This is a genomic window from Mycobacterium sp. PDNC021, from assembly GCF_048282635.1.
Classification (GTDB): Bacteria; Actinomycetota; Actinomycetes; order Mycobacteriales; family Mycobacteriaceae; genus Mycobacterium; species Mycobacterium llatzerense.
Genome location: NZ_CP182502.1, coordinates 1964893 through 1984020, shown reverse-complemented (window position 1 = coordinate 1984020; position 19128 = coordinate 1964893). Strand labels below are relative to the sequence as shown.

The following is a 19128-nucleotide window of genomic DNA, read 5'->3' as shown; positions in this document are numbered from 1 at the left end:
AGACCGGTATGGGCGAAACGTGCGCGCGTAGTGAACTGAAGACGCTGTTCCTGTTCGAGGCGCTGACCGACGAGCAGTTGGACACGCTGTGCGCCAACGGTCACATCGCGACGTTCGAGCCCGGCCCGGTGTGCACCGAGGGTGAACCGGCCACGTGTTTCTACGTGATGCTCGACGGCGAGCTGGTGATGTCGATGAAGTCCGGTGGCATCGACATCGAGACCAACCGCACGTCCATGCGTGGCGTCTACTGCGGCGCGTGGTCCGCCTACATTCCGGACGAACAACCGGTCTATGAGGCGTCGGTGCGGGTGACCAAGCCGTCGCGGTTCTTCGTCCTGGACGCCAACGCCTACGCCGACTTCATGCGCAAGGAATTCCCGATGGCGGTGCACTTGCTGGAGGGGCACAAGGTCGGCGGCCGGCGCGGCCGGCAGATCGTCGGCCAGCGGGAAAAGCTCCTCGCCCTGGGCCAGCTCTCGGCCGGGCTCACCCATCAGCTGAACAATCCGGCGGCCGCGACCGCCCGCGCCGTCGCCGATCTGCACGACCGGATCGGCAAGATGCGACACAAGCTGGCCATGCTGGCCGACGGTCAGGTCAGCCCGCAGTCGCTGCGGGTCCTGGTCGGCATCCAGGAAGGCATCGCCGATCAGGTGCTCAAGGCCAGAAACCAAGAGCTGTCCGCCATCGAGGCTTCCGACCGCGAAGACGCGATCGGCGAATGGCTGGAGGATCACGACATCGCATCCGCCTGGGACTACGCACCCACCTTTGTCGACGCCGGGCTGGATGTCGCTTGGCTGGAAGGCATTTCGTCGTCCATCGGGTGCGCCGACTCGTCGGCGACGCTGCAGGGCGCACTGGGCTGGCTGAAGTACACCATCGATACCGAGCTGCTGATGTGCGAGATTTCCGAAGCGAGCAAACGGATTTCGACGCTGCTCGCCGGCGCCAAGCAGTACTCCCAGATGGATCGGGCCCCGTATCAGAACGCCAACGTGCACGAGCTGCTGCGCAGCACGCTCATGATGTTCGGCGATCGCATCGGCAAGGACGGCACCACCTGCGTCAAGGTAGTCAAGGAATACGACCCGGCCCTGCCCGAATTGCAGTGCTACCCAGCCGATCTCAATCAGGTCTGGACCAACATCATCGACAACGCACTGCAGGCCATGAAGGGCTGCGGCGTGCTGACGATCCGCACCAGGCGCGTCGGCGACACCGTCCGGATCGAGATCAACGACAACGGGCCGGGCATTCCGGCCGACGTCATCGAGCGCATCTTCACCCCGTTCTTCACGACCAAACCGTTCGGTGAAGGCACGGGGCTCGGACTCGACCTGGCGTGGCGCATCATCTGCGAAAAGCACCACGGGAACATTTACGTCGAGTCCAAACCGGGTGACACCACGTTCATCGTCACGTTGCCCCTGCACGCACCGGCGCCAGAAGAGTTTCCGGCTGCGACATTGGGATAGTTCGGCTCACCGAGCGCCGAACGGAATAGCCGCACACGCCCGGGAGTTGCCGCAGAGGTGACCAAACCAGACCTCGGGCGCTACGGCGTATTCGGACGCGGCGCGACGCCGCGGCAGGCGGCAGAAATCGAAGCGCTGGGCTACGGCGCCATCTGGGTCGGTGGTTCACCGCCCGCGGCACTGGACTGGGTCGAGCCACTGCTCGGCGCGACCGAGCGGCTGAAGGTCGCGACGGGCATCGTCAACATCTGGACGGCGGCGGCCGGACCGGTGGCCGAGTCCTTCCACCGCATCGACACCGCCTATCCCGGCCGGTTCCTGCTCGGCATCGGCGTCGGCCATCCCGAGGCCCACACCGAGTACCGCAAGCCCATCGACGCGCTCACCGAATACCTCGACAAGCTCGACGAGTACGGGGTGCCGAAAGAACACCGGGTGGTGGCCGCGCTCGGCCCGCAGGTACTCAAGCTCTCGGCCCGCCGCAGCGCGGGCGCGCACCCGTACCTGACCACTCCGGAGCACACCGCGCAGGCGCGTGAATTGATCGGGCCGGACGCGTTCCTGGCGCCCGAGCACAAGGCGATCCTGACGACGGACGCCGACAAGGCGCGCGCGGTCGGGCGCAAGGCCCTGGAGATTTACCTCAATCTGAACAACTACCGGGGCAGCTGGAAGCGGTTGGGGTTCACTGACTCTGACGTCGCCAAGCCCGGCAGTGACCGGCTCGTCGACGCGGTGGTCGCCTACGGCACGGTCGACGCGATCGCCGCCCGGCTCAAGGAGCATCTCGACGCCGGCGCCGACCACGTGCCGGTCCAGGTGCTGACGTCGCCGGAGAACTTGGTGCCCGCACTGACCGAACTCGCCGGCCCGCTGGGCCTGCGGTAACTGGAGGGATCACGCATGAGCCAGCTGAACCTGGACCGCTTCGGGGTGTGGACGTTCGGAGCCCAGCAACCCGAGCAGGCCGCTGAGATCGAGAAACTGGGGTACGGCGCGGTGTGGCCGGGCGGCTCCCCCGCCGGCGACCTGGCGTTCGTCGAGCCGCTGCTGGCCGCGACGGAGAAGCTGCAGGTGGCCACCGGCATCGTCAACGTGTGGACCGCGCCCGCGGCGCAGGTCGCCGAGTCGTATCACCGCATCGAAGCCGCGTATCCGGGGCGGTTCGTTTTGGGTGTCGGCATCGGCCATCCCGAACACACCAAGGAGTACCGCAAGCCGTACGACGTCCTCGTCGAATACCTCGACGAACTGGATGCCGCGGGCGTTCCGGTGGCGCGCCGGGTGGTGGCGGCCCTCGGCCCGAAGGTGTTGCGGCTGGCGGCCGATCGCAGCGCCGGCGCACACCCGTACCTGACCACCCCCGAGCACACCGCAGAGGCGCGCACGCTCATCGGGCCGGACGCATTCCTCGCGCCCGAGCACAAGGTGGTGCTGACCGACGGTTCTGCCGCGGCCGCCGAAGAGGCCCGGGCCATCGGCCGCCAGACCGTCGACTTCTACCTGAATCTCAGTAATTACCTGAACAATTGGCGCCGGCTCGGCTTTTCCGAGGACGACATCGCCAAGCCGGGTAGCGATGCGTTGATCGACGCGGTGGTCGCGCACGGCACGCCCGACGCCATCGCCGCCCGTCTCACCGAGCATCTCGACGCCAGCGCCGACCACGTGACCATCCAGGTGCTGGGCGGTTGGGACAAGTTGCTGCCGACGTTGACGGCGCTGGCGGGCCCGCTGGGCTTGCGGGGGTAAAAACCCAGGCGCTCAGCGCTTTTGGTCTTGGTGGTCCTCGTGGTGCTGCTGCAGGATGCGGCGCAGCCAGGTCCAGTGCGGCCGCTGCTGCGTCGGGGTCTCGGCGACGGGCGGCGCGGCAATCGGCTGCGCGGGAGCGATCGCTTTCGGCGGTGCGACGACCGGAGCGGTGACGACATTGACGACCGGCACCGGTGCCGGGGCCGCCACGTGATTGACGGTCGGCATCGGGGCCGGAGCCGGCGCCACGTACGGGGCCGATCGGGTGTGGTCGACGACGGCCAACGGCGTCGACGGTGAATCGTCGGCGCCGAGCCCGATCGCACCGAGCGCGGCAACGACGGTGACCCCGCCGAACAACATCGCGACGAGCCCCACCCGCCTGGTTCGCGGCGTTCTCGTCGACGCGACGGGGGCGGCCGGGACAGGGCGCTGGGCGACGGGTTCTTCGGGTTCGGCCAGTGACCAGGCCAACGCACTGATCGGCATCGTCGGCGCGCCATGAATAGTTCCGCTGGCCGGGTCCGATGTGAACGCCAGATCAGGGAATGTGGCGGTCAGGGTCGTGGACATGGCGTCCTCCTGTGTCGTCCGTGCTGCCCCGGTGGGCTGCTCCTATAGGTAGGAGCAGCGCGGTACCCGCATCGGGACAACTTTTGGGAAATTCCACTTGCCGGTTCGAAACCGACCGCGTCAATAGAGCACCGGCGGCTGCGTCGTCGTCACGGGTGCGGGCTCGATCGGACCCACGGGGCCCGGCGGCAACGGCCGCGGCCGCGGTGGCTTGGGCGTGCCGACCGGTGTCGTCGGGGTTGGCGATGGGAGCGGCTCGGTGATGACGGGCGGCGCCTGGCTGGGCGACGGTTCCTCGGTGACCACAGGCGGGCGATGATGCCGCGGTGGCGGCAGCGGTAGCGGCGACGGCTCAGGAGCTATGACCGGCGGGGCCGACGGCGGCGGAGGCACCGGCGACTGCTGCGGCGGAGGCACCGTCCGCGGCGGACGGACCGCTGTCGACTCCATGGGGGCTGTCACGACCGCGGTCGGAGAGGACGGCTGCGGAGCCGGTATGGACGTCGTGTTCTCTGGCGTGTGACTCGGTGACGGCGTGACGGAGCTGGTCACGCCCTGCGGGCTGACAGGAGCATTCGTTTCGTATCGCCAGGCGATCGTCAACGCCAGCACGATCAGCGGAATACCGATCAGCAGTGACATCGTCAGCATCACGCGGCTCGGCGGTTGGGTGGCCGCGGGTTCCCCGTCGGCCCCGTCGGCCGCAGCGAATTGTTCCGTCGGCGCATCCGGCAACGAACCCTGCGCCTGGGTGGGTGCGCTACTCAGATCCGTGTTGGCTGCGGTCAGCTGAATGTGATTCAGCGTGCGGTCGCGCAGCCACGTCGGCGCGGGGATGAACAGCGGCGTGCCACCGAGCAGCGCGACCGGGTTGACCATCCGGCGACGATCCTGATCGCACGTCGGGCAGCTTTCGATGTGCCGGGCGATGCGCTTGCGCATCAGGATGGTGAAGGTGCCGTCCCACCCCGCGAGGATCGCGCCCAACTCAACGCAGTTGTTTCCTTGTTGGCCGCGGCGCGCAACCAGCAGTGCGCCCAGCGAGCGTTCCATGGTGTCGCGCAGCCGCTGCATGATCTTCTTGGCGCTGGCGGTGCTGACGCCCAGCGCCTCGGCGAGCTCGGGCCCGTCCAATCCGTGGCGGTAACCCAGCTCCAGCACCGCACGGTCCCGGTCGGACAGCCCACCGGCTGCCTCGGCGACCAGGTTGGCCAGTTCGTTTCGGGCCGCCATCGTGTCCGGTCCGGCATCGTCGGACGCCTCGTCGGGCAGGTCGTCGGACGGTTCTTCGCGACGCCGCTGCCGAATCCGGCGCAGCGCCTCGTTCCGGGCGATCGCGTACAGCCAGGGGCGCAGTTTGTCGGGCTCCCGCAGCTGGTCCAAAGCTGTTGCCGCGGTGCAGAACACGTCCTGAACGCAGTCAGCGGCGGCATCACGGTCGCGGACCATGCCGACGCAGAAGTCGTGCAGCCGATCGGCGTAGCGGTCATAGATGCCGGCAAACGCCATGCGGTCCCCGGAGAGCGCGGCGCCGACCAAGTCGGCGTCGCTGACGATGTCCCAATCTGGCACTGCGGTCATGAGACGGACTCCCATACCGATCGATCGCCGGTATGCACTGATGCTAGTCCGGCGAAGGTGAGTTGATTTGCCGAATCAACGTGCATCGGCACCTGAGTTCATTGATGAGAACGAGAGCAGCCCGGGTCCGGTTCAATGCCGGGCCCGGCTGCACCCCGCGACCCGACCGCGACGGCGGTTGGTCGCCGCGACCGGTCAGTGGTGGTCGTCGTGGTGGTCGTGGTGCTTCCAGTCCCAGTTGTGCCAGTCCCAGTAGTAGTGGCAGTGCTCCCAGTCCCACCACGCCCACGAGCAGTACTGGTAGCCCCAGGTCTGCGGTATCGGGGCGGATGGCTGCGCTTGCGCGGTACCGGCCGTCATTCCCAAACCGGCCAGGGCCATGCTCCCCGACACCAGCGCCGCCGTGACAGCGCGCTTCGCCAGAGACTGCCGCTTGGATCGATTGATGCTCATTTCGTGCTCCCTTGTCAGTTGGTGCAGAGACCCCGTGCGGGCTCTGTCATAGGTAGGAGCACGACCCCCATCCGCTGGAGACACATTTCTCAAGAGAATTGTTGGGACGGATCCCTGCGGCTCAGCCCTGGGGCACGACGTACGTCTCGAGGTACGCCGTCACCACCCGCTCGCCTTCCGCCAGCACCGCCAAGTCCAGGCCGGCACCGCGCCGATGTGCGAGTTCCAGGATGTGGTCGCCCAGTTCGATGGCCATCGCGGCGACCAGCGGGTCGGTGTCGGCCGGCAACAGACCCCAGGCGATCAGCGCGTGGTGCACGGCGTCGGCCACCTCGGACCGCAGCAGGCGCGGGTCGGTCAGGGCGCCGCTGGCTCGATTGACGTAGAACAGCGTCGCCATGTGGGGGTGATCGCGCAGGTAGCAGCGGTGAAAGTCGAACAGTTCGGCGACCACCTCGGCGATGCTGGACGGATTCATCGCCGCGAGCACGGCGTGTCCATCGGCGGCGCGACGTTCGAGCAGGTCTTGCAGGATTTCGTCGATGATGGCGTCCCGATTCGGGAAGAACTGGTAGACCGTCGCCACCGGCACTCCGGCGCGGTCCGCGATGGCACGGGTCGTCACGGCGTCACTGCCGCCGGATTCCAACAGTTCCAGCGCCGCGGCCAGGATCCGCCCGACGCGGTCCCGGCTGCGTTGCTGCACCGGCTGGCGTCGTCGCAGCGATCCTGACGTAGCCACCACAACGGCCTCCGCTCTATCTAATATGAACAGTATTCATATTAATGTTTCATCGTGGAGGTTCTCGATGACACCTGCACCACCGATGGCGACGCCGCGCCGCATCGCTACCGCGACGCTGATCACCGCAGGCATCGTCGGAGCAGTTCAGATCACGGTCATCTCGCTGACCCTCGCGGTCACCCGCACCGGCTTCGACATGCGGAGGCACGCCAACAGTCAACTGGTACTGGGAGATTGGGGCTGGATCCAGACAGTCGACTTCATCGTGTTCGGGCTGCTGATGATGGCGGCCGCGATCGGCACCGCGCGCGTCAGCCGCCCGTCCAGAGCCGGATTGATCGCCGCGGCGGGCGTATTCGGCTACGGCCTGGGCGCCGGAGTCATCGTCGGCTTCAACCCGACCGATCCGGCATTCGGGTTCCCGCCCGGAACCCCGGCCGTGTACGCCGGCTACGACCAGATCAGCACATCGGCCCGGATTCACGGAGTGGCGGGGATGGTCGGATTCCTCGCCATGACCACCGCGTGCTTCGCCTTCGCGCGCTACTTCGCCGGCGTCCGCCGCACCGGCTGGTCCGTGGCCTCCGCGGCGATGGGTGCCGCGGTGGTGGTCGTATGCGGGCTGCTGGGGGCCAGCGCATCCGCCGCCACCGACCAGTTCGATTTCCGGCCGACGTGGGCCGTGGGCGCAGCGCTGTGGCTGTACGTCGGCGCGGTCTGCGTGCGGCTGCGTCAGGACGCCCAGGACGCCCGATGACCACGCCCCTCTGGTTCGCCGCACCGCCGGAAGTCCACTCGACCCTGCTCTCGGCCGGCCCCGGTCCCGGCGCGCTACTTGCCGCAGCCCAGGCCTGGCACCTCCTGGCCACTGAATATGCCGCTGCGGCAACCGAACTCACCACGGTGCTGGGCACCGTGCACCCCGGCACCTGGACCGGGGCAAGTTCCGACCAATACCTGGCGGCGCATGCGCCGTACTTGGCATGGCTCGTCGAGCAGAGCTCGCTCAGCACGCACGCGGCAGCTCAGCACGAGGTGGCGGCCGCGGCCTACAGCACCGCTCTCGCCGCGATGCCCACCCTCGGGGAAATCGCCGCCAACCACGCCGTCCACGCCACCCTCATCGCGACCAACTTCTTCGGCCTCAACACCATTCCGATCACGGTCAACGAACTCGACTACAGCCGCATGTGGATCCAGGCCGCGACCGTGATGGCGACGTATGACGCGGTGTCCACCGCCGCGGTGGCGGCAGTGCCCGCACCGACGGCGGCACCCGTCATGCTCGCACCCGACAGCAGCGCAGCAGCCGGCGCGCTACTGAGGCGCGGGTCCGCAACAGAGTCGGCCAGGGCACTGAACAGCTCCAACGCCATCGTCAACTGGCTGGAGCAGCTGATCCTGAGCATGCCCGCAGGTGAGATGACCCTGGAGTTCATCCGAAATCCGGGCGCCATCGCGCAGGCCTTCCTGACCGACTTCGCAGCCAATCCCGTTGCCGCACTTGTCACCTGGGGCCCGATCTTCTTCCTGATCAGCTACAACTTCTGGGGCTGGCCACTGTGGTGGTCCATCTACGGCATGATCCTGGCCTCCCCGTTCCTGCTCTCGGCCACGCTCGGGCTGATCGGGTTGGTGGGGCTGCTGCCACTGCTCGGAGAGACCCCTGCCGACGGCGCGGAGGCCGTTGTCGCGCCACCTGCGCCGACCATCGCGCCACAGTCGGTCGCCGACCCGGTGGCCGTCGCGTCGGTGGCACCGACAGTTCCGGCGACCGGTTCCGCGGCTGCCACCGGTACCGCTGCGGGTGCAGGAGCTGCGGGGACTCCTGCACCCGCGGCGCTGCAATCCGTCGTCTACGCCGTGCCGGGCTTCGACTCGGCAGGGCCGGAACGCCCGCCCGTGACGGAGGGCACCGGAGCGACGGCGCCGGCACCGGCGAGTTCGGTCGCGGCGGCGGCATCCGCATCATCAACCGCGCAGTGCCGACACCGACGCAAGGCACGCACGCAGGAGCGGGGCCACCGCGACGAGTACATGACGATGGCCGCCACCACGTCGCCCGACCCGAAAGATGAAGCACCCATTGCACATTCGCGCTGGGGCGCCGGCATCATCGGGACCCACGGCGCCGTCTCCGCACCGAGCCCCACCGCCGCCGGACTCGCGACAGCCGAATCAGGAGCCTTCGACGGCGGCACCGTGCGGCCACTCCTGCCTGCGACATGGGACGACGACGTCCACCACCGGATCGATCCCTGACCGCCGAACAACCCCGTGCCAGGCCAGAAGGCCGACCCGGGGCAACGATGTCCGGTCCGCCGGGAATCACCATGCGGTTCGGTGGATTTCAGCGCAGCGGGAATCGCCCTTGCCAAGCTCCGCCCCAATTACTAGGATATGCAAGTATCTCGGCGTGAGTCGAGGAACCCGAACTCTCTTTGGACGGATGTCATGACCACCCAGATTCCGCACTTCATCAACGGCCAGCGCACCACCGGCGAATCCACCCGCACCGCCGACGTGCTCAACCCCAGCACCGGCCAGACCCAGGCCCAGGTGCTGCTGGCATCGGTAGCCGACGTCGACACCGCGGTGGCGGGTGCCGTTGTCGCGCAACGGGAATGGGCTTCCTGGAACCCGCAGCGCCGCTCGCGGGTGCTGATGAAGTTCATCGACCTGGTCAACCAGAACAGGGATGAACTGGCCCGCCTGCTGTCCCTGGAACACGGCAAGACCTTCGAGGACTCGCTCGGCGACATCCAGCGCGGCGTCGAGGTGATCGAGTTCGCCGTCGGCGTCCCGCACCTGATGAAGGGCGAGTTCACCGAGGGCGCCGGTTCCGGCATCGACGTGTACTCGATGCGCCAGCCCCTCGGCGTCGTCGCCGGCATCACCCCGTTCAACTTCCCGGCGATGATCCCGCTCTGGAAGGCCGGCCCGGCGCTGGCCTGCGGCAACGCCATCATCATCAAGCCGTCCGAGCGCGACCCCTCGGTGCCGCTGCGCCTGGCCGAGCTGTTCATCGAGGCGGGCCTGCCCGCCGGCGTCCTGCAGGTCGTCAACGGCGACAAGGAGGCCGTCGACGCCATCCTGCAGCACCCGGACGTCAAGGCCGTCGGTTTCGTCGGCAGCACCGACATTGCGCAGTACATCTACTCGAACGCCGCCGCCAACGGTAAGCGCGCACAGTGCTTCGGTGGCGCCAAGAACCACATGATCGTGATGCCCGACGCCGACCTGGACCAGGCCGTCGACGCGTTGATCGGCGCGGGTTACGGCAGCGCCGGCGAGCGGTGCATGGCCATCAGCGTCGCGGTGCCCGTTGGCGAGGAGACCGCAAACCGGTTGCGCAACAAGCTCGTTGAACGTGTCAACCAGCTGCGCGTCGGCCACAGCCTGGACCCGAAGGCCGACTACGGCCCACTGGTCACCGGCGCGGCGCTGGAGCGGGTGCGCAACTACATCGGGCAGGGCGTGGACGCCGGCGCCGAGTTGGTGGTCGACGGCCGCGAACGCGCCAGCGACGACCTGACGTTCGACGATGCCGACCTGTCCGGCGGATTCTTCATGGGCCCCACCCTGTTCGACCACGTCACCCCCGACATGTCGATCTACACCGACGAAATCTTCGGCCCGGTCCTGGTCATCGTGCGCGCCCACGACTACGAGGAGGCGCTGCGCCTGCCGTCGGAGCACGAGTACGGCAACGGCGTCGCGGTGTTCACCCGCGACGGCGACACCGCCCGCGACTTCGTCTCGCGCGTGCAGGTCGGCATGGTCGGCGTCAACGTGCCGATCCCGGTTCCGGTGTCCTACCACAGCTTTGGCGGCTGGAAGCGCTCCGGCTTCGGTGATCTCAACCAGTACGGGACGGCGTCGATCCAGTTCTACACCAAGGTCAAGACCGTCACCGAGCGCTGGCCGTCGGGCATCAAGGACGGGGCCGAGTTCTCGATCCCGACCTTCAAGTAAGGCCCGGCGTTGAGCATCGATCTTTTCGGACTGGACGACGACGAACGCGTGATCGCCGAGACGGCGGCCGCGTTCGCCGAAAAGCGGCTGGCGCCAAATGCTTTGGCGTGGGATGCCGACGATCACTTCCCCACCGATGTGCTGCGGGAAGCGGCCGAGCTCGGCATGGCGGCCATCTACTGCAGTGACGACGTGGGCGGCAGCGGGCTGCGACGGTTGGACGGGGTGCGGATCTTCGAGCAGCTCGCCACCGCCGACCCGACCATCGCGGCATTCCTGTCGATCCACAACATGTGCGCCTGGATGGTGGACAGCTACGGCACGCCGGAACAGCGCAAGACCTGGCTGCCGAAGCTGGCCTCGATGGAGGCCATCGCCAGCTACTGCCTGACCGAGCCGGGCGCCGGCAGCGACGCGGCGGCCTTGCGCACCAAGGCCGTTCGCGACGGCGACTACTACGTGCTGGACGGGGTCAAGCAGTTCATCTCCGGCGCGGGCGTTTCCGACGTCTACGTCGTGATGGCCCGCACGGGCGCAGACGGACCGCGCGGCATCTCCGCGTTCATCGTCGAAAAGGACACGCCCGGGCTGAGTTTCGGTGCCAACGAGGAAAAGATGGGCTGGCATGCCCAGCCCACCGCCCAGGTGATCCTGGAAGGAGTGCGCGTGCCCGCCGAAGCCATGCTCGGCGGTTCGGACGGCGAGGGCACCGGCTTCTCGATCGCGATGAACGGCCTCAACGGCGGCCGCATCAACATCGCCGCCTGCTCGCTGGGCGGCGCGCAGGCGGCCTACGACAAGGCGCTCGGCTACCTGGCCTCGCGCGAGGCGTTCGGTGCGGCGCTGATCGACGAGCCGACCATCCGGTTCACCCTCGCCGATATGGCGACAACCTTGGAAACGTCGCGAAACATGTTGTGGCGGGCGGCAACTGCGCTCGACACCAACAATCCACGCAAGGTCGAACTGTGCGCCATGGCCAAACTGCACGTCACCGAGGCCTGCTACACGGTGGCCGACCAGGCGTTGCAACTGCATGGCGGCTACGGCTACCTGCGCGAATACGGCTTGGAGAAGATCGTCCGCGATCTCCGGGTGCACCGCATCCTGGAAGGGACGAACGAGATCATGCGCGTGGTCATCGGGCGGGCTGCCTCGACCGCCGCACGCAATTGAGCGATTTGTGCACGAAAATCCGCGATGAGCACGGGAAAACGTGCACAAATCGCGGAGAACTAGGGAGGACGAACTGATGGCGACGATTGCATTCCTGGGCCTGGGCCACATGGGCGGCCCGATGGCGGCGAACCTGATCGCGGCCGGGCACACCGTGCACGGCTTCGACCCGGTCCCGGCGGCGGCACAGGCGGCGCGGGACCACGGCGCGACCACCTTCGACAGCGGCCCCGAGGCAGTGGCCGGCGCCGACGTCGTCATCACCATGCTGCCCAACGGCGACCTGGTGAAGCGCTGCTACGCCGACGTCATGCCGGCGGCCGCCCCCGGCACGCTGTTCATCGACTCGTCCACCATCTCGGTCGACGACGCCCGCGAGGTGCACCGACTGGCCCTCGAGCACGGCTTCGCCCAACTGGACGCCCCGGTGTCCGGCGGGGTGAAGGGCGCGACCGCCGGCACACTGGCATTCATGGTCGGCGGCGAGCCCGAGGCCGTCGAGCGCGGACGCACGGTCCTCGACCCCATGGCCGGCAAGATCATCCACTGTGGCGCGTCCGGCGCGGGCCAGGCCGCCAAGGTGTGCAACAACATGGTGCTCGCCGTCCAGCAGATCGCCATCGGCGAAGCGTTTGTGCTCGCCGAGCACCTCGGCCTGGACAAGCAGTCGTTGTTCGACGTGATCACCGGGGCGACCGGCAACTGCTGGGCCGTACAGGTGAACTGCCCGGTGCCCGGGCCGGTGCCCACTTCCCCCGCGAACAACGATTTCCAGCCGGGGTTCGCCACCGCACTGATGAACAAGGACCTGGGTCTGGCGATGGCTGCAGTGCGCTCGACGGGATCGTCGGCACCCCTCGGCAGCCATGCCGCGGACATCTACGCAAAGTTTGCCGCCGAGCATGCCGATCTTGACTTCAGTGCGGTAATCAATCTGCTCCGTCAATGACGCCGCCCCACCATCACCGCACGTCACAGTGGTGTTCGTTAGTTAGCTGTGACACCGCGCGCATTAGGGCATAGGATGCGTGGGTCGCACAGGGAGGATTCGCGCCGCATGACTTTCAAATTTTCCGCCAAGGGGGCAACGGCCTCGGCTACGGCGATTGCTGTGGCGTTTTTCGGAGCCGGCATCGCCATCGCATCGCCAGGTCCGGTGAACCCGAGCAACCCGGGTACCGACCCGTCGCAGCCGACGCAGACCCAGCAGGCCAGCAAGAACAACGAGTCGGCCACCACCCCTTCGGGTGACCTCGGCACAGCCAGCAGCAAGACCGTCTCCAGCTCGACCTCGAGCTCGGGCGGCGGCCTGACCGGCAAGACGGCGCGCAACAACGACAACGGCCTGGACTGGGGTGACGACTGGAGCCTGGGCGGCTTCCCGCCCATCAACCTGTCGAGCATGCAGCCGCCGGAGGCCACCGTCGCGATTCCGCTGTCGCTCGGCCTGCCCGGCCTGAGCCTGCCGAGCCTCGTGATCGACGCCGGCCTCGGTGGCCTGGTCACGGGACTCGGGGCTCTCCTCCTCAACGGCGCGGCAGCCGCCGTGCCCGCGAGCGCGACCCTGGGCGCCCCCGTCGCCGCTGCGGCAGCACCGGCCGCGACCGCCGCCACCTTCGGCACCCTGTCCGCCGTCGGCGACATCGCGAAGGTCTCCTCCGCCGCCGCTGCGCCGGCTCTCTCGGTTCCCGCCATGGCCGCTCCGGCAGTGGCTGCCCCCAGCCTCGGCGGCCTGCCGGCCATCGGCGCACCGGCGATCGGTTCGCTCGGTGCGCTGGCCGCACCGAAGCTGCCCGGTATCGGCCTGCCGAAGCTGCCGAACGCAGGCCTGCCGGAAATGCCGGACTTCACCAAGTTGGGTGCCCCCAAGCTCCCCAAGCCGGAAGACCTGCCGCACCCGGAGATCGGCCTGCCGAAGGCGCCGAAGATCGGCATGCCGGACATCCCGCACCCGCAGATCGGCTTCCCGCCGCACCCGCGGATCTTCCCGAAGATCGGCCTGCCGAAGATCAGCCTGCCGTGGTTCTGAACCGCTGAAAGAGGCGGGGCCTGAAGCCCCGCCTCGATAATTGAAAAGTTGTGACGAACTGGTGGTCAGCCCTGGGCTGACCACCAGTTCTTGTGTAGGCGCTCGCATCCGGCGGCCATCAGACCGTCGTACTCTGCGCGCACCTGGACCGCCCCGGGGAATTCGTGGCCGGCCGAATAGCCGGTCGTGACCACCAGCGTGGCCAGCTTGGCGGCCCGTGCCGCGCGGAAACCGCGGGCGCCGCCCGCCACCGCCAGCGCGCTCTCCGGCCCCAGACCCAGCTCCCACAACGCGTGGCCGTGCAGATCGGGGTCACGCGTCGGACGCGGCAGATCGTCAGGCGTCACGATGGTTTCGGCGATTCCGTCGCCCAGCAGCTGCCGGACCAGCGGCTCCACCCACGAGCGCGTACCGGTACTCACCACTGCGACCGATATCCCGGTGCCGAACAGCCCGGCCGCCAGATCGGCGAGGCCGTCGCGCGGGCTCACGTCGCCGTCGAGCACCGACGCCTCGAACAGGTCGGTCTTGGTGCGGTACACATGGGCCGCGATCTCCGTGCTGACCCGCCCGTAGCCGCGCCGGCGCAGTGCCGAGGCGACGCGACGCTGTTCGTCGGCGATGCGGACCAGCCGGCCGTAGTCGGCGACCGACCAGGAGATATCCAGCCCGTGTTCGGCGAATGCGGCGTTGAACGCCACCCGGTGTGCATCGCGTTCGACATCGGCCAGCGCACCGTCCAGGTCGAAGATCACCGCACGCAGCGGATCGATCACGGCATGGGCCGGGCGCGCCACATCCCACCAGAACGTGCGCTCCACACAACTCACCGACATGGCTACCAGGGTGTCCTACGTCACATGCCCCGGGCCTCCCCCCAACGGGGGATTGGACGGGCGAGATTGCCGGTGAAGTTTCTTCGGTAGTCCACAGCCGGTCCTGCCGACCAGCGCCGAATCGCGGCCCTAAGGTGTTGCCATGAGCACCAGCGAGAAGCCGAAGGCGGATCGCGCATGACGGACGAACCCGAAGCCGACGCTGCGCCGGTGCGGCTGATCCTGGTCGATGACCACGAAATGGTCATCGAGGGACTCAAGGCCATGCTGGCCGCTTTCAGCGACCGGGTACGGGTGGTCGGCCAGGCCGTCGGGGCCGAACGCGCCGCCGCGGTGGTCGACGAACTGCAGCCCGATATCGTGCTGTGCGACGTCCGGATGCAGGGTGCCAGCGGTCTGGACCTGTGCCGTGAACTGCGGGAACGGGATCCGGAACGCAAGGTGGTCATGCTGTCGGTGTACGACGACGAGCAGTACCTGTACCAGGCACTTCGGGTCGGCGCGTCAGGGTATCTGCTCAAGAGCATCAGCAGTGACGACCTGGTCCGTCAGCTCGAGCTGGTGCACGGCGGCGCGACCGCCATCGACCCCAGCATGGCCGCGCGCGCTGCCGACACCGCCGCCCGCATGCAGCGTGACGAGTTCTGGCCCGGTGCCCGGCAGGGCCTCACCCAGCGCGAAAGCGAGATCCTGTCGTTCGTCGTCGACGGCCTGTCCAACCGTGGCATCGCAACGCGGCTGGTGATCGGCGAGGAGACCGTCAAGAGTCACCTGCGCGCGATCTATCGCAAGCTCGACGTCAGCGACCGGGCGGGCGCGGTAGCCACCGCGCTGCGGGAGGGCATCTACCGATGACCCCGAGCAATCCCGACGAGCGCGGCCGCGAGGCACCGGCCGGCAAGGTTTTGACCGCCGACCGCGAACTGGCCCTGTTGCGCGAACTGATCCAGGCCGCCTCGAGCGGTCCCGGCGTCGAGCCGCTGGCCGCGGCAGCCGCCCGGATGATCACCGCGGCCACCGGCACCGATGTCTGCTTCGTTCACGTGCTCGACGACACCGAACGGTCGCTGACCCTGACCGGCGCCACGCCGCCGTTCGATCAGGAGGTCGGCAAGATCCGGCTACCGCTGGGCGAAGGCGTCTCGGGATGGGTGGCCAGCAACCGCGAACCCGTGGTGATCAGCCACGACAAGGAATCCGACCCGCGCTACCGGCCGTTCGAATCGCTGCGCGGCAGTGACTTCGCTTCCATGGTGTCGGTGCCGATGGAGACCGACCCGGGTGGGCTGGTCGGCGTGCTCAACGTGCACACCGTCGAACGCCGGGAGTTCGGCGCCCGCGACGTGGAGCTGCTGCTGGTCATCGGCCGGCTGATCGCCGGGGCCATGCATCAGGCCCGGCTGCACCGCCAGCTCGTCGCCCGCGAACGCGCCCACGAGAATTTCGTCGAGCAGGTCATCGAAGCCCAGGAGATCGAGCGCCGCCGACTGGCCGGCGATATCCACGACGGCATTTCGCAGCGCCTGGTGACCCTGTCCTACCGGCTCGATGCGGCCAGCCGGGCGGTCGGCTCCGACACCGCCGTCGCGGCCGAGCAGCTGACGTTGGCCCGCGAACTCGTGGATCTGACCCTCGGCGAGGCTCGGGCCGCGATCGGGAACCTGCGCCCGCCGGTCCTCGACGACCTGGGGCTGGCCGGCGGGCTGGCGAGCCTGGCGCGGTCCATCGGCCAGCTCGACGTCGACGTGGAATTGACCGACGTCCGGCTGCCCGACCACATCGAGTTGGCGTTATACCGAATCGCCCAGGAGTGCCTGCAGAACGTCGTAAAGCACGCCCACGCCAGCAACGCGCTGCTGAAGTTCGCGGCCGACGCCGAACATGCGCGGCTCGAGATCATCGACAACGGCATCGGTTTCGACACCTTCGAGCGCCCGCTGGGCGCCGACGAGACGGGCGGCTACGGGTTGTTGTCGATGGCCGAACGCGCCGAGATCGTCGGCGGCCGGCTGAACATCCGCTCCCGGCCAGGCTCGGGGACGATCGTCACCGCCACCATCCCGCTGCCAGCAGGGAACTGAAGGCGGTGCCCCCGGGACGGGATCGTTGCTAGATCGCGCTCACCGCGTGGCGCGCTGTCCGGCTGGCAATTTTGACAATACCCGCTTGATGACGAATTATCAGCGCATACATGGGGGTATCGGTGCTCAGACGCAATACGAACGCCGCCATCGGCGGCATTGCGGTCGTCTTTGCTGTGTTTGCTTACTTGGTGATCTCGGGTGAGCGCGGCACGGTCGCCGCAAAGCTCACTTACGACATCGGATTGGCGGTGTTCAGCGCATTCGCCTGCCTGACCGCAGTCGCCGCGTACCGGGTCAACAAGGGCCGGCGCCGGCGCGTGTGGATGGCGTTGGCCATCGGCATGGCGGGCTGGGTCGTCGGCAACCTGATCCTGTTCTACTACCACGCTGTACTCGGATCGCCGCCGCCCTTTCCCTCGGTCGCCGACGCCGCGTTCCTGGTGCTCCCCTGCACCGTGGTGATCGCCTCCATCTGGACGGTGACGGCCGATCGCATGTCAGCACCGCGGCCGGTGCTGGACGGTGTCATCGTCGCCGCGGCGTTGTTCCTCGTGTGCTGGGTGCTGATTCTGGAGGACCTGTTCGCATCGGCGAACTCGAGCTGGATGGCGACGGCGGTGTCGGTCGCGTTCCCGATCTCGGACGTCGTGATGATCACGCTGGCGGTGCTGACGGTGAGTTCGGCAGCACCGGGCCAAAGGCAGTCTGTCATTCTGGTCTGCGCCGGACTGACCATCGTTGCCGTGGCGGACAGCATCTGGATATATGTGCTGGCGCAATCGAATTCGACCAGCCCCGTCGCCATCATCGGCTGGGCGACCGGTCTGGTGCTGTTCAGCGCGGGCGGCCTGGTGGAAGCGCGCATGCCGCCGCCGGCCGCCAAGAATCGACGCCGCCTTGCGGACCCCTTGCTCTGGCTGCCCTATGCGCCGCTGGTGTCGGCAGTGGTCGTCGGCCTCATCGACTTGTGGCCGATGACCAGCGACAAACCTGTGCTGGTCGCCGCCGCCGTACTGGTGATGGCCGCGCTGATCCGGCAACTGATCGTCCTCATCCAGAACCGGCGACTGTTGTTCGACCTGGCCGAGCAGACCAGACGCGATCCGCTGACGGGGCTCGGCAACCGGTTGATGTTCAACGACCACCTCGACGCAGCCATGCAATCACGTGCGCACGACCGGCTTCCCGTGGCGGTGCTGGCTCTCGACCTGGATGACTTCAAGATGGTCAACGACAATCTCGGCCACCCCAGCGGCGACGAGCTCCTGATCGACGTGGCCAATCGACTCCAGGGCAGTGTGCCGGCCGGACATACCGTCGCTCGACTCGGCGGTGACGAGTTCGCAGTTCTCATCCAATCGACGGCGTTCTCGGCCACGACCATCGCCGAGCGCGTCATCGAGGCGTTCGACGCGCCTTTCGCGCTGAGCAGCGAGAAAGTGTTCATCCATCCGAGCGTCGGGTTGGCCATCACCCACGCCGACGAACCGGACACCACCGCCGATGATCTGATGCAACGCGCCGACGTCGCGCTGTACGCCGCCAAGCGGACCGGCATCGGCGGAGTGCAGACCTTCACCGCCGACATGCGGCAGGTTTCGGCGCTGGACCTGCCGCAACGGTGGAGCGACAGCGGCCGGGTACAGCTGCCGGCCAACGTCGGGGTGCAACTACTCGGGCAACTACGCCGCGCCATCACCGACTCCGAGTTGAGGCTGGTCTACCAGCCGAAGGTGTCGCTGGCCACCGGCGACATCGTCGGCGTCGAGGCCCTGCTCCGTTGGCCACACCCCGAACTCGGTCTGCTGACGCCTGCTGAGTTCCTGCCGTTGATCCGGCGCAACGGATTGATCGGCTCGGTCACCGACACGGTGCTCGAGCAGGCTGTCCGCGACGCATCTACGTGGTTCGGCACCGGCCATCGCAATGTGCCCGTTGCGATCAATCTTTTTGCACCGTCCCTGACCGACGTCGACCTGGCCGACCGGATCGGGGCCATCCTCGCCCGCAACTCACTGCCGACGCGTGCCCTCACGGTGGAGATCACCGAGCAGATGCTGCTGTCCAACATGAGCCGCACCGAAGTGGTGATCGATCGGCTGCGGAAGTCGGGACTGCGGGTTTCGATCGACGACTTCGGGTCCGGCTACTCGACCATGAGTTACCTGCGGGACCTCCCCGTCGATGAGCTCAAGCTGGACCGCGAGTTCGTCCTGCCGATGATGCAGAGCACCCGCGCTGCCGCCATCGTGCAATCGGTGATCAACCTGACTCACGCGCTGAACATCGTCAGCGTCGCCGAGGGCGTCGAAGACGCGGCGACCGCCCAACGGCTCACCGACTACGAGTGCGATATCGGGCAGGGGTTCTACTTCGCCAAACCGATGTTCGCCGAATCACTTCGGACACTGATCGAATCGCGACAGCCACTGCAGCCCTGAGC

17 protein-coding genes are annotated in these 19128 nt (G+C 67.7%); 12 read left to right on the top strand and 5 right to left on the bottom strand.

Annotation, left to right across the window (positions count from 1 at the left end):
- Nucleotides 1–8 precede the first annotated feature (8 nt).
- Genes ACNO8X_RS09290 through ACNO8X_RS09280 form a run of 3 tightly spaced genes read left to right on the top strand, consistent with a single transcriptional unit; the run spans nucleotide 9 to nucleotide 3233 of the window.
- On the top strand, nucleotides 9–1481 hold the full coding sequence (locus tag ACNO8X_RS09290) for an ATP-binding protein (protein WP_043401861.1): 1473 nt from the start codon (nucleotides 9–11) through the stop codon (nucleotides 1479–1481).
- 57 nt (nucleotides 1482–1538) lie between these two features.
- The gene (locus tag ACNO8X_RS09285; protein WP_418005034.1) at nucleotides 1539–2369 is read left to right on the top strand and encodes an LLM class F420-dependent oxidoreductase; all 831 of its coding nucleotides are present in this window, start codon (nucleotides 1539–1541) and stop codon (nucleotides 2367–2369) included.
- 15 nt (nucleotides 2370–2384) lie between these two features.
- The gene (locus ACNO8X_RS09280; RefSeq protein WP_418005033.1) at nucleotides 2385–3233 is read left to right on the top strand and encodes an LLM class F420-dependent oxidoreductase; all 849 of its coding nucleotides are present in this window, start codon (nucleotides 2385–2387) and stop codon (nucleotides 3231–3233) included.
- Nucleotides 3234–3245: 12 nt separating this feature from the next.
- Here the strand turns inward: ACNO8X_RS09280 and ACNO8X_RS09275 are convergent, their stop codons facing one another.
- The 4 genes from ACNO8X_RS09275 to ACNO8X_RS09260 form a co-directional block, all read right to left on the bottom strand.
- Nucleotides 3246–3806, bottom strand: coding sequence for a hypothetical protein (locus ACNO8X_RS09275; RefSeq protein ID WP_418005032.1), 561 nt, complete (start codon nucleotides 3804–3806; stop codon nucleotides 3246–3248).
- 120 nt (nucleotides 3807–3926) lie between these two features.
- The gene (locus ACNO8X_RS09270; RefSeq protein WP_418005031.1) at nucleotides 3927–5387 is read right to left on the bottom strand and encodes a sigma-70 family RNA polymerase sigma factor; all 1461 of its coding nucleotides are present in this window, start codon (nucleotides 5385–5387) and stop codon (nucleotides 3927–3929) included.
- A 195-nt stretch (nucleotides 5388–5582) separates the two neighbouring features.
- On the bottom strand, nucleotides 5583–5840 hold the full coding sequence (locus tag ACNO8X_RS09265) for a hypothetical protein (protein WP_418005030.1): 258 nt from the start codon (nucleotides 5838–5840) through the stop codon (nucleotides 5583–5585).
- A 121-nt stretch (nucleotides 5841–5961) separates the two neighbouring features.
- Nucleotides 5962–6582: a TetR/AcrR family transcriptional regulator gene (locus ACNO8X_RS09260; RefSeq protein WP_418005029.1), complete on the bottom strand. Its 621-nt coding sequence runs from the start codon at nucleotides 6580–6582 to the stop codon at nucleotides 5962–5964.
- Between the two features lie 67 nt (nucleotides 6583–6649).
- Here ACNO8X_RS09260 and ACNO8X_RS09255 point away from each other — a divergent pair, with 67 nt between their 5' ends.
- The 6 genes from ACNO8X_RS09255 to ACNO8X_RS09230 all read left to right on the top strand — a co-directional run bounded on the left by ACNO8X_RS09255 (nucleotide 6650) and on the right by ACNO8X_RS09230 (nucleotide 13765).
- Nucleotides 6650–7342 (top strand): DUF998 domain-containing protein, encoded by a 693-nt coding sequence (locus tag ACNO8X_RS09255; protein ID WP_418005028.1) that lies wholly within the window; start codon nucleotides 6650–6652, stop codon nucleotides 7340–7342.
- The gene (locus ACNO8X_RS09250; protein WP_418005027.1) at nucleotides 7339–8847 is read left to right on the top strand and encodes a PPE domain-containing protein; all 1509 of its coding nucleotides are present in this window, start codon (nucleotides 7339–7341) and stop codon (nucleotides 8845–8847) included. The genes ACNO8X_RS09255 and ACNO8X_RS09250 overlap by 4 nt, the downstream gene beginning before the upstream one ends.
- A gap of 192 nt (nucleotides 8848–9039) precedes the next feature.
- On the top strand, nucleotides 9040–10560 hold the full coding sequence (locus ACNO8X_RS09245) for a CoA-acylating methylmalonate-semialdehyde dehydrogenase (protein ID WP_418005026.1): 1521 nt from the start codon (nucleotides 9040–9042) through the stop codon (nucleotides 10558–10560).
- Nucleotides 10561–10575: 15 nt separating this feature from the next.
- Nucleotides 10576–11736 carry an acyl-CoA dehydrogenase family protein gene (locus ACNO8X_RS09240; protein WP_043984516.1) on the top strand — a complete coding sequence of 387 codons (1161 nt, stop codon included), beginning with the start codon at nucleotides 10576–10578 and terminating at the stop codon, nucleotides 11734–11736.
- A gap of 76 nt (nucleotides 11737–11812) precedes the next feature.
- Nucleotides 11813–12685 (top strand): 3-hydroxyisobutyrate dehydrogenase, encoded by an 873-nt coding sequence (mmsB, locus tag ACNO8X_RS09235; protein WP_418005025.1) that lies wholly within the window; start codon nucleotides 11813–11815, stop codon nucleotides 12683–12685.
- 162 nt (nucleotides 12686–12847) lie between these two features.
- Nucleotides 12848–13765 carry a hypothetical protein gene (locus tag ACNO8X_RS09230; RefSeq protein WP_418005024.1) on the top strand — a complete coding sequence of 306 codons (918 nt, stop codon included), beginning with the start codon at nucleotides 12848–12850 and terminating at the stop codon, nucleotides 13763–13765.
- A 65-nt stretch (nucleotides 13766–13830) separates the two neighbouring features.
- On the opposite strand, the gene ACNO8X_RS09225 is transcribed toward ACNO8X_RS09230, so the two are convergent.
- Nucleotides 13831–14601: an HAD family hydrolase gene (locus tag ACNO8X_RS09225; protein WP_418005023.1), complete on the bottom strand. Its 771-nt coding sequence runs from the start codon at nucleotides 14599–14601 to the stop codon at nucleotides 13831–13833.
- 177 nt (nucleotides 14602–14778) lie between these two features.
- Here ACNO8X_RS09225 and ACNO8X_RS09220 point away from each other — a divergent pair, with 177 nt between their 5' ends.
- The 3 genes from ACNO8X_RS09220 to ACNO8X_RS09210 all read left to right on the top strand — a co-directional run bounded on the left by ACNO8X_RS09220 (nucleotide 14779) and on the right by ACNO8X_RS09210 (nucleotide 19126).
- Nucleotides 14779–15456 carry a response regulator gene (locus tag ACNO8X_RS09220; protein ID WP_418005022.1) on the top strand — a complete coding sequence of 226 codons (678 nt, stop codon included), beginning with the start codon at nucleotides 14779–14781 and terminating at the stop codon, nucleotides 15454–15456.
- On the top strand, nucleotides 15453–16682 hold the full coding sequence (locus ACNO8X_RS09215; protein ID WP_418005021.1) for a GAF domain-containing protein: 1230 nt from the start codon (nucleotides 15453–15455) through the stop codon (nucleotides 16680–16682). Before ACNO8X_RS09220 ends, ACNO8X_RS09215 begins: the two co-directional genes overlap by 4 nt.
- Before the next feature lie 122 nt (nucleotides 16683–16804).
- Nucleotides 16805–19126, top strand: a complete 2322-nt coding sequence (locus ACNO8X_RS09210; RefSeq protein ID WP_418005020.1) for a putative bifunctional diguanylate cyclase/phosphodiesterase — start codon at nucleotides 16805–16807, stop codon at nucleotides 19124–19126.
- Nucleotides 19127–19128: the final 2 nt, after the last annotated feature.

Bases quoted from the DNA above. Each gene is read 5' to 3' on its own strand.
- ACNO8X_RS09255 (WP_418005028.1), top strand. From the start codon at position 6,650: ATGACACCTGCACCACCGATGGCGACGCCGCGCCGCATCGCTACCGCG.
- mmsB (WP_418005025.1), top strand. From the start codon at position 11,813: ATGGCGACGATTGCATTCCTGGGCCTGGGCCACATGGGCGGCCCGATG.
- ACNO8X_RS09290 (WP_043401861.1), top strand. From the start codon at position 9: ATGGGCGAAACGTGCGCGCGTAGTGAACTGAAGACGCTGTTCCTGTTC.
- ACNO8X_RS09220 (WP_418005022.1), top strand. From the start codon at position 14,779: ATGACGGACGAACCCGAAGCCGACGCTGCGCCGGTGCGGCTGATCCTG.
- ACNO8X_RS09215 (WP_418005021.1), top strand. From the start codon at position 15,453: ATGACCCCGAGCAATCCCGACGAGCGCGGCCGCGAGGCACCGGCCGGC.
- ACNO8X_RS09265 (WP_418005030.1), bottom strand. From the start codon at position 5,840: ATGAGCATCAATCGATCCAAGCGGCAGTCTCTGGCGAAGCGCGCTGTC.
- ACNO8X_RS09250 (WP_418005027.1), top strand. From the start codon at position 7,339: ATGACCACGCCCCTCTGGTTCGCCGCACCGCCGGAAGTCCACTCGACC.
- ACNO8X_RS09270 (WP_418005031.1), bottom strand. From the start codon at position 5,387: ATGACCGCAGTGCCAGATTGGGACATCGTCAGCGACGCCGACTTGGTC.
- ACNO8X_RS09275 (WP_418005032.1), bottom strand. From the start codon at position 3,806: ATGTCCACGACCCTGACCGCCACATTCCCTGATCTGGCGTTCACATCG.
- ACNO8X_RS09245 (WP_418005026.1), top strand. From the start codon at position 9,040: ATGACCACCCAGATTCCGCACTTCATCAACGGCCAGCGCACCACCGGC.
- ACNO8X_RS09280 (WP_418005033.1), top strand. From the start codon at position 2,385: ATGAGCCAGCTGAACCTGGACCGCTTCGGGGTGTGGACGTTCGGAGCC.
- ACNO8X_RS09225 (WP_418005023.1), bottom strand. From the start codon at position 14,601: ATGTCGGTGAGTTGTGTGGAGCGCACGTTCTGGTGGGATGTGGCGCGC.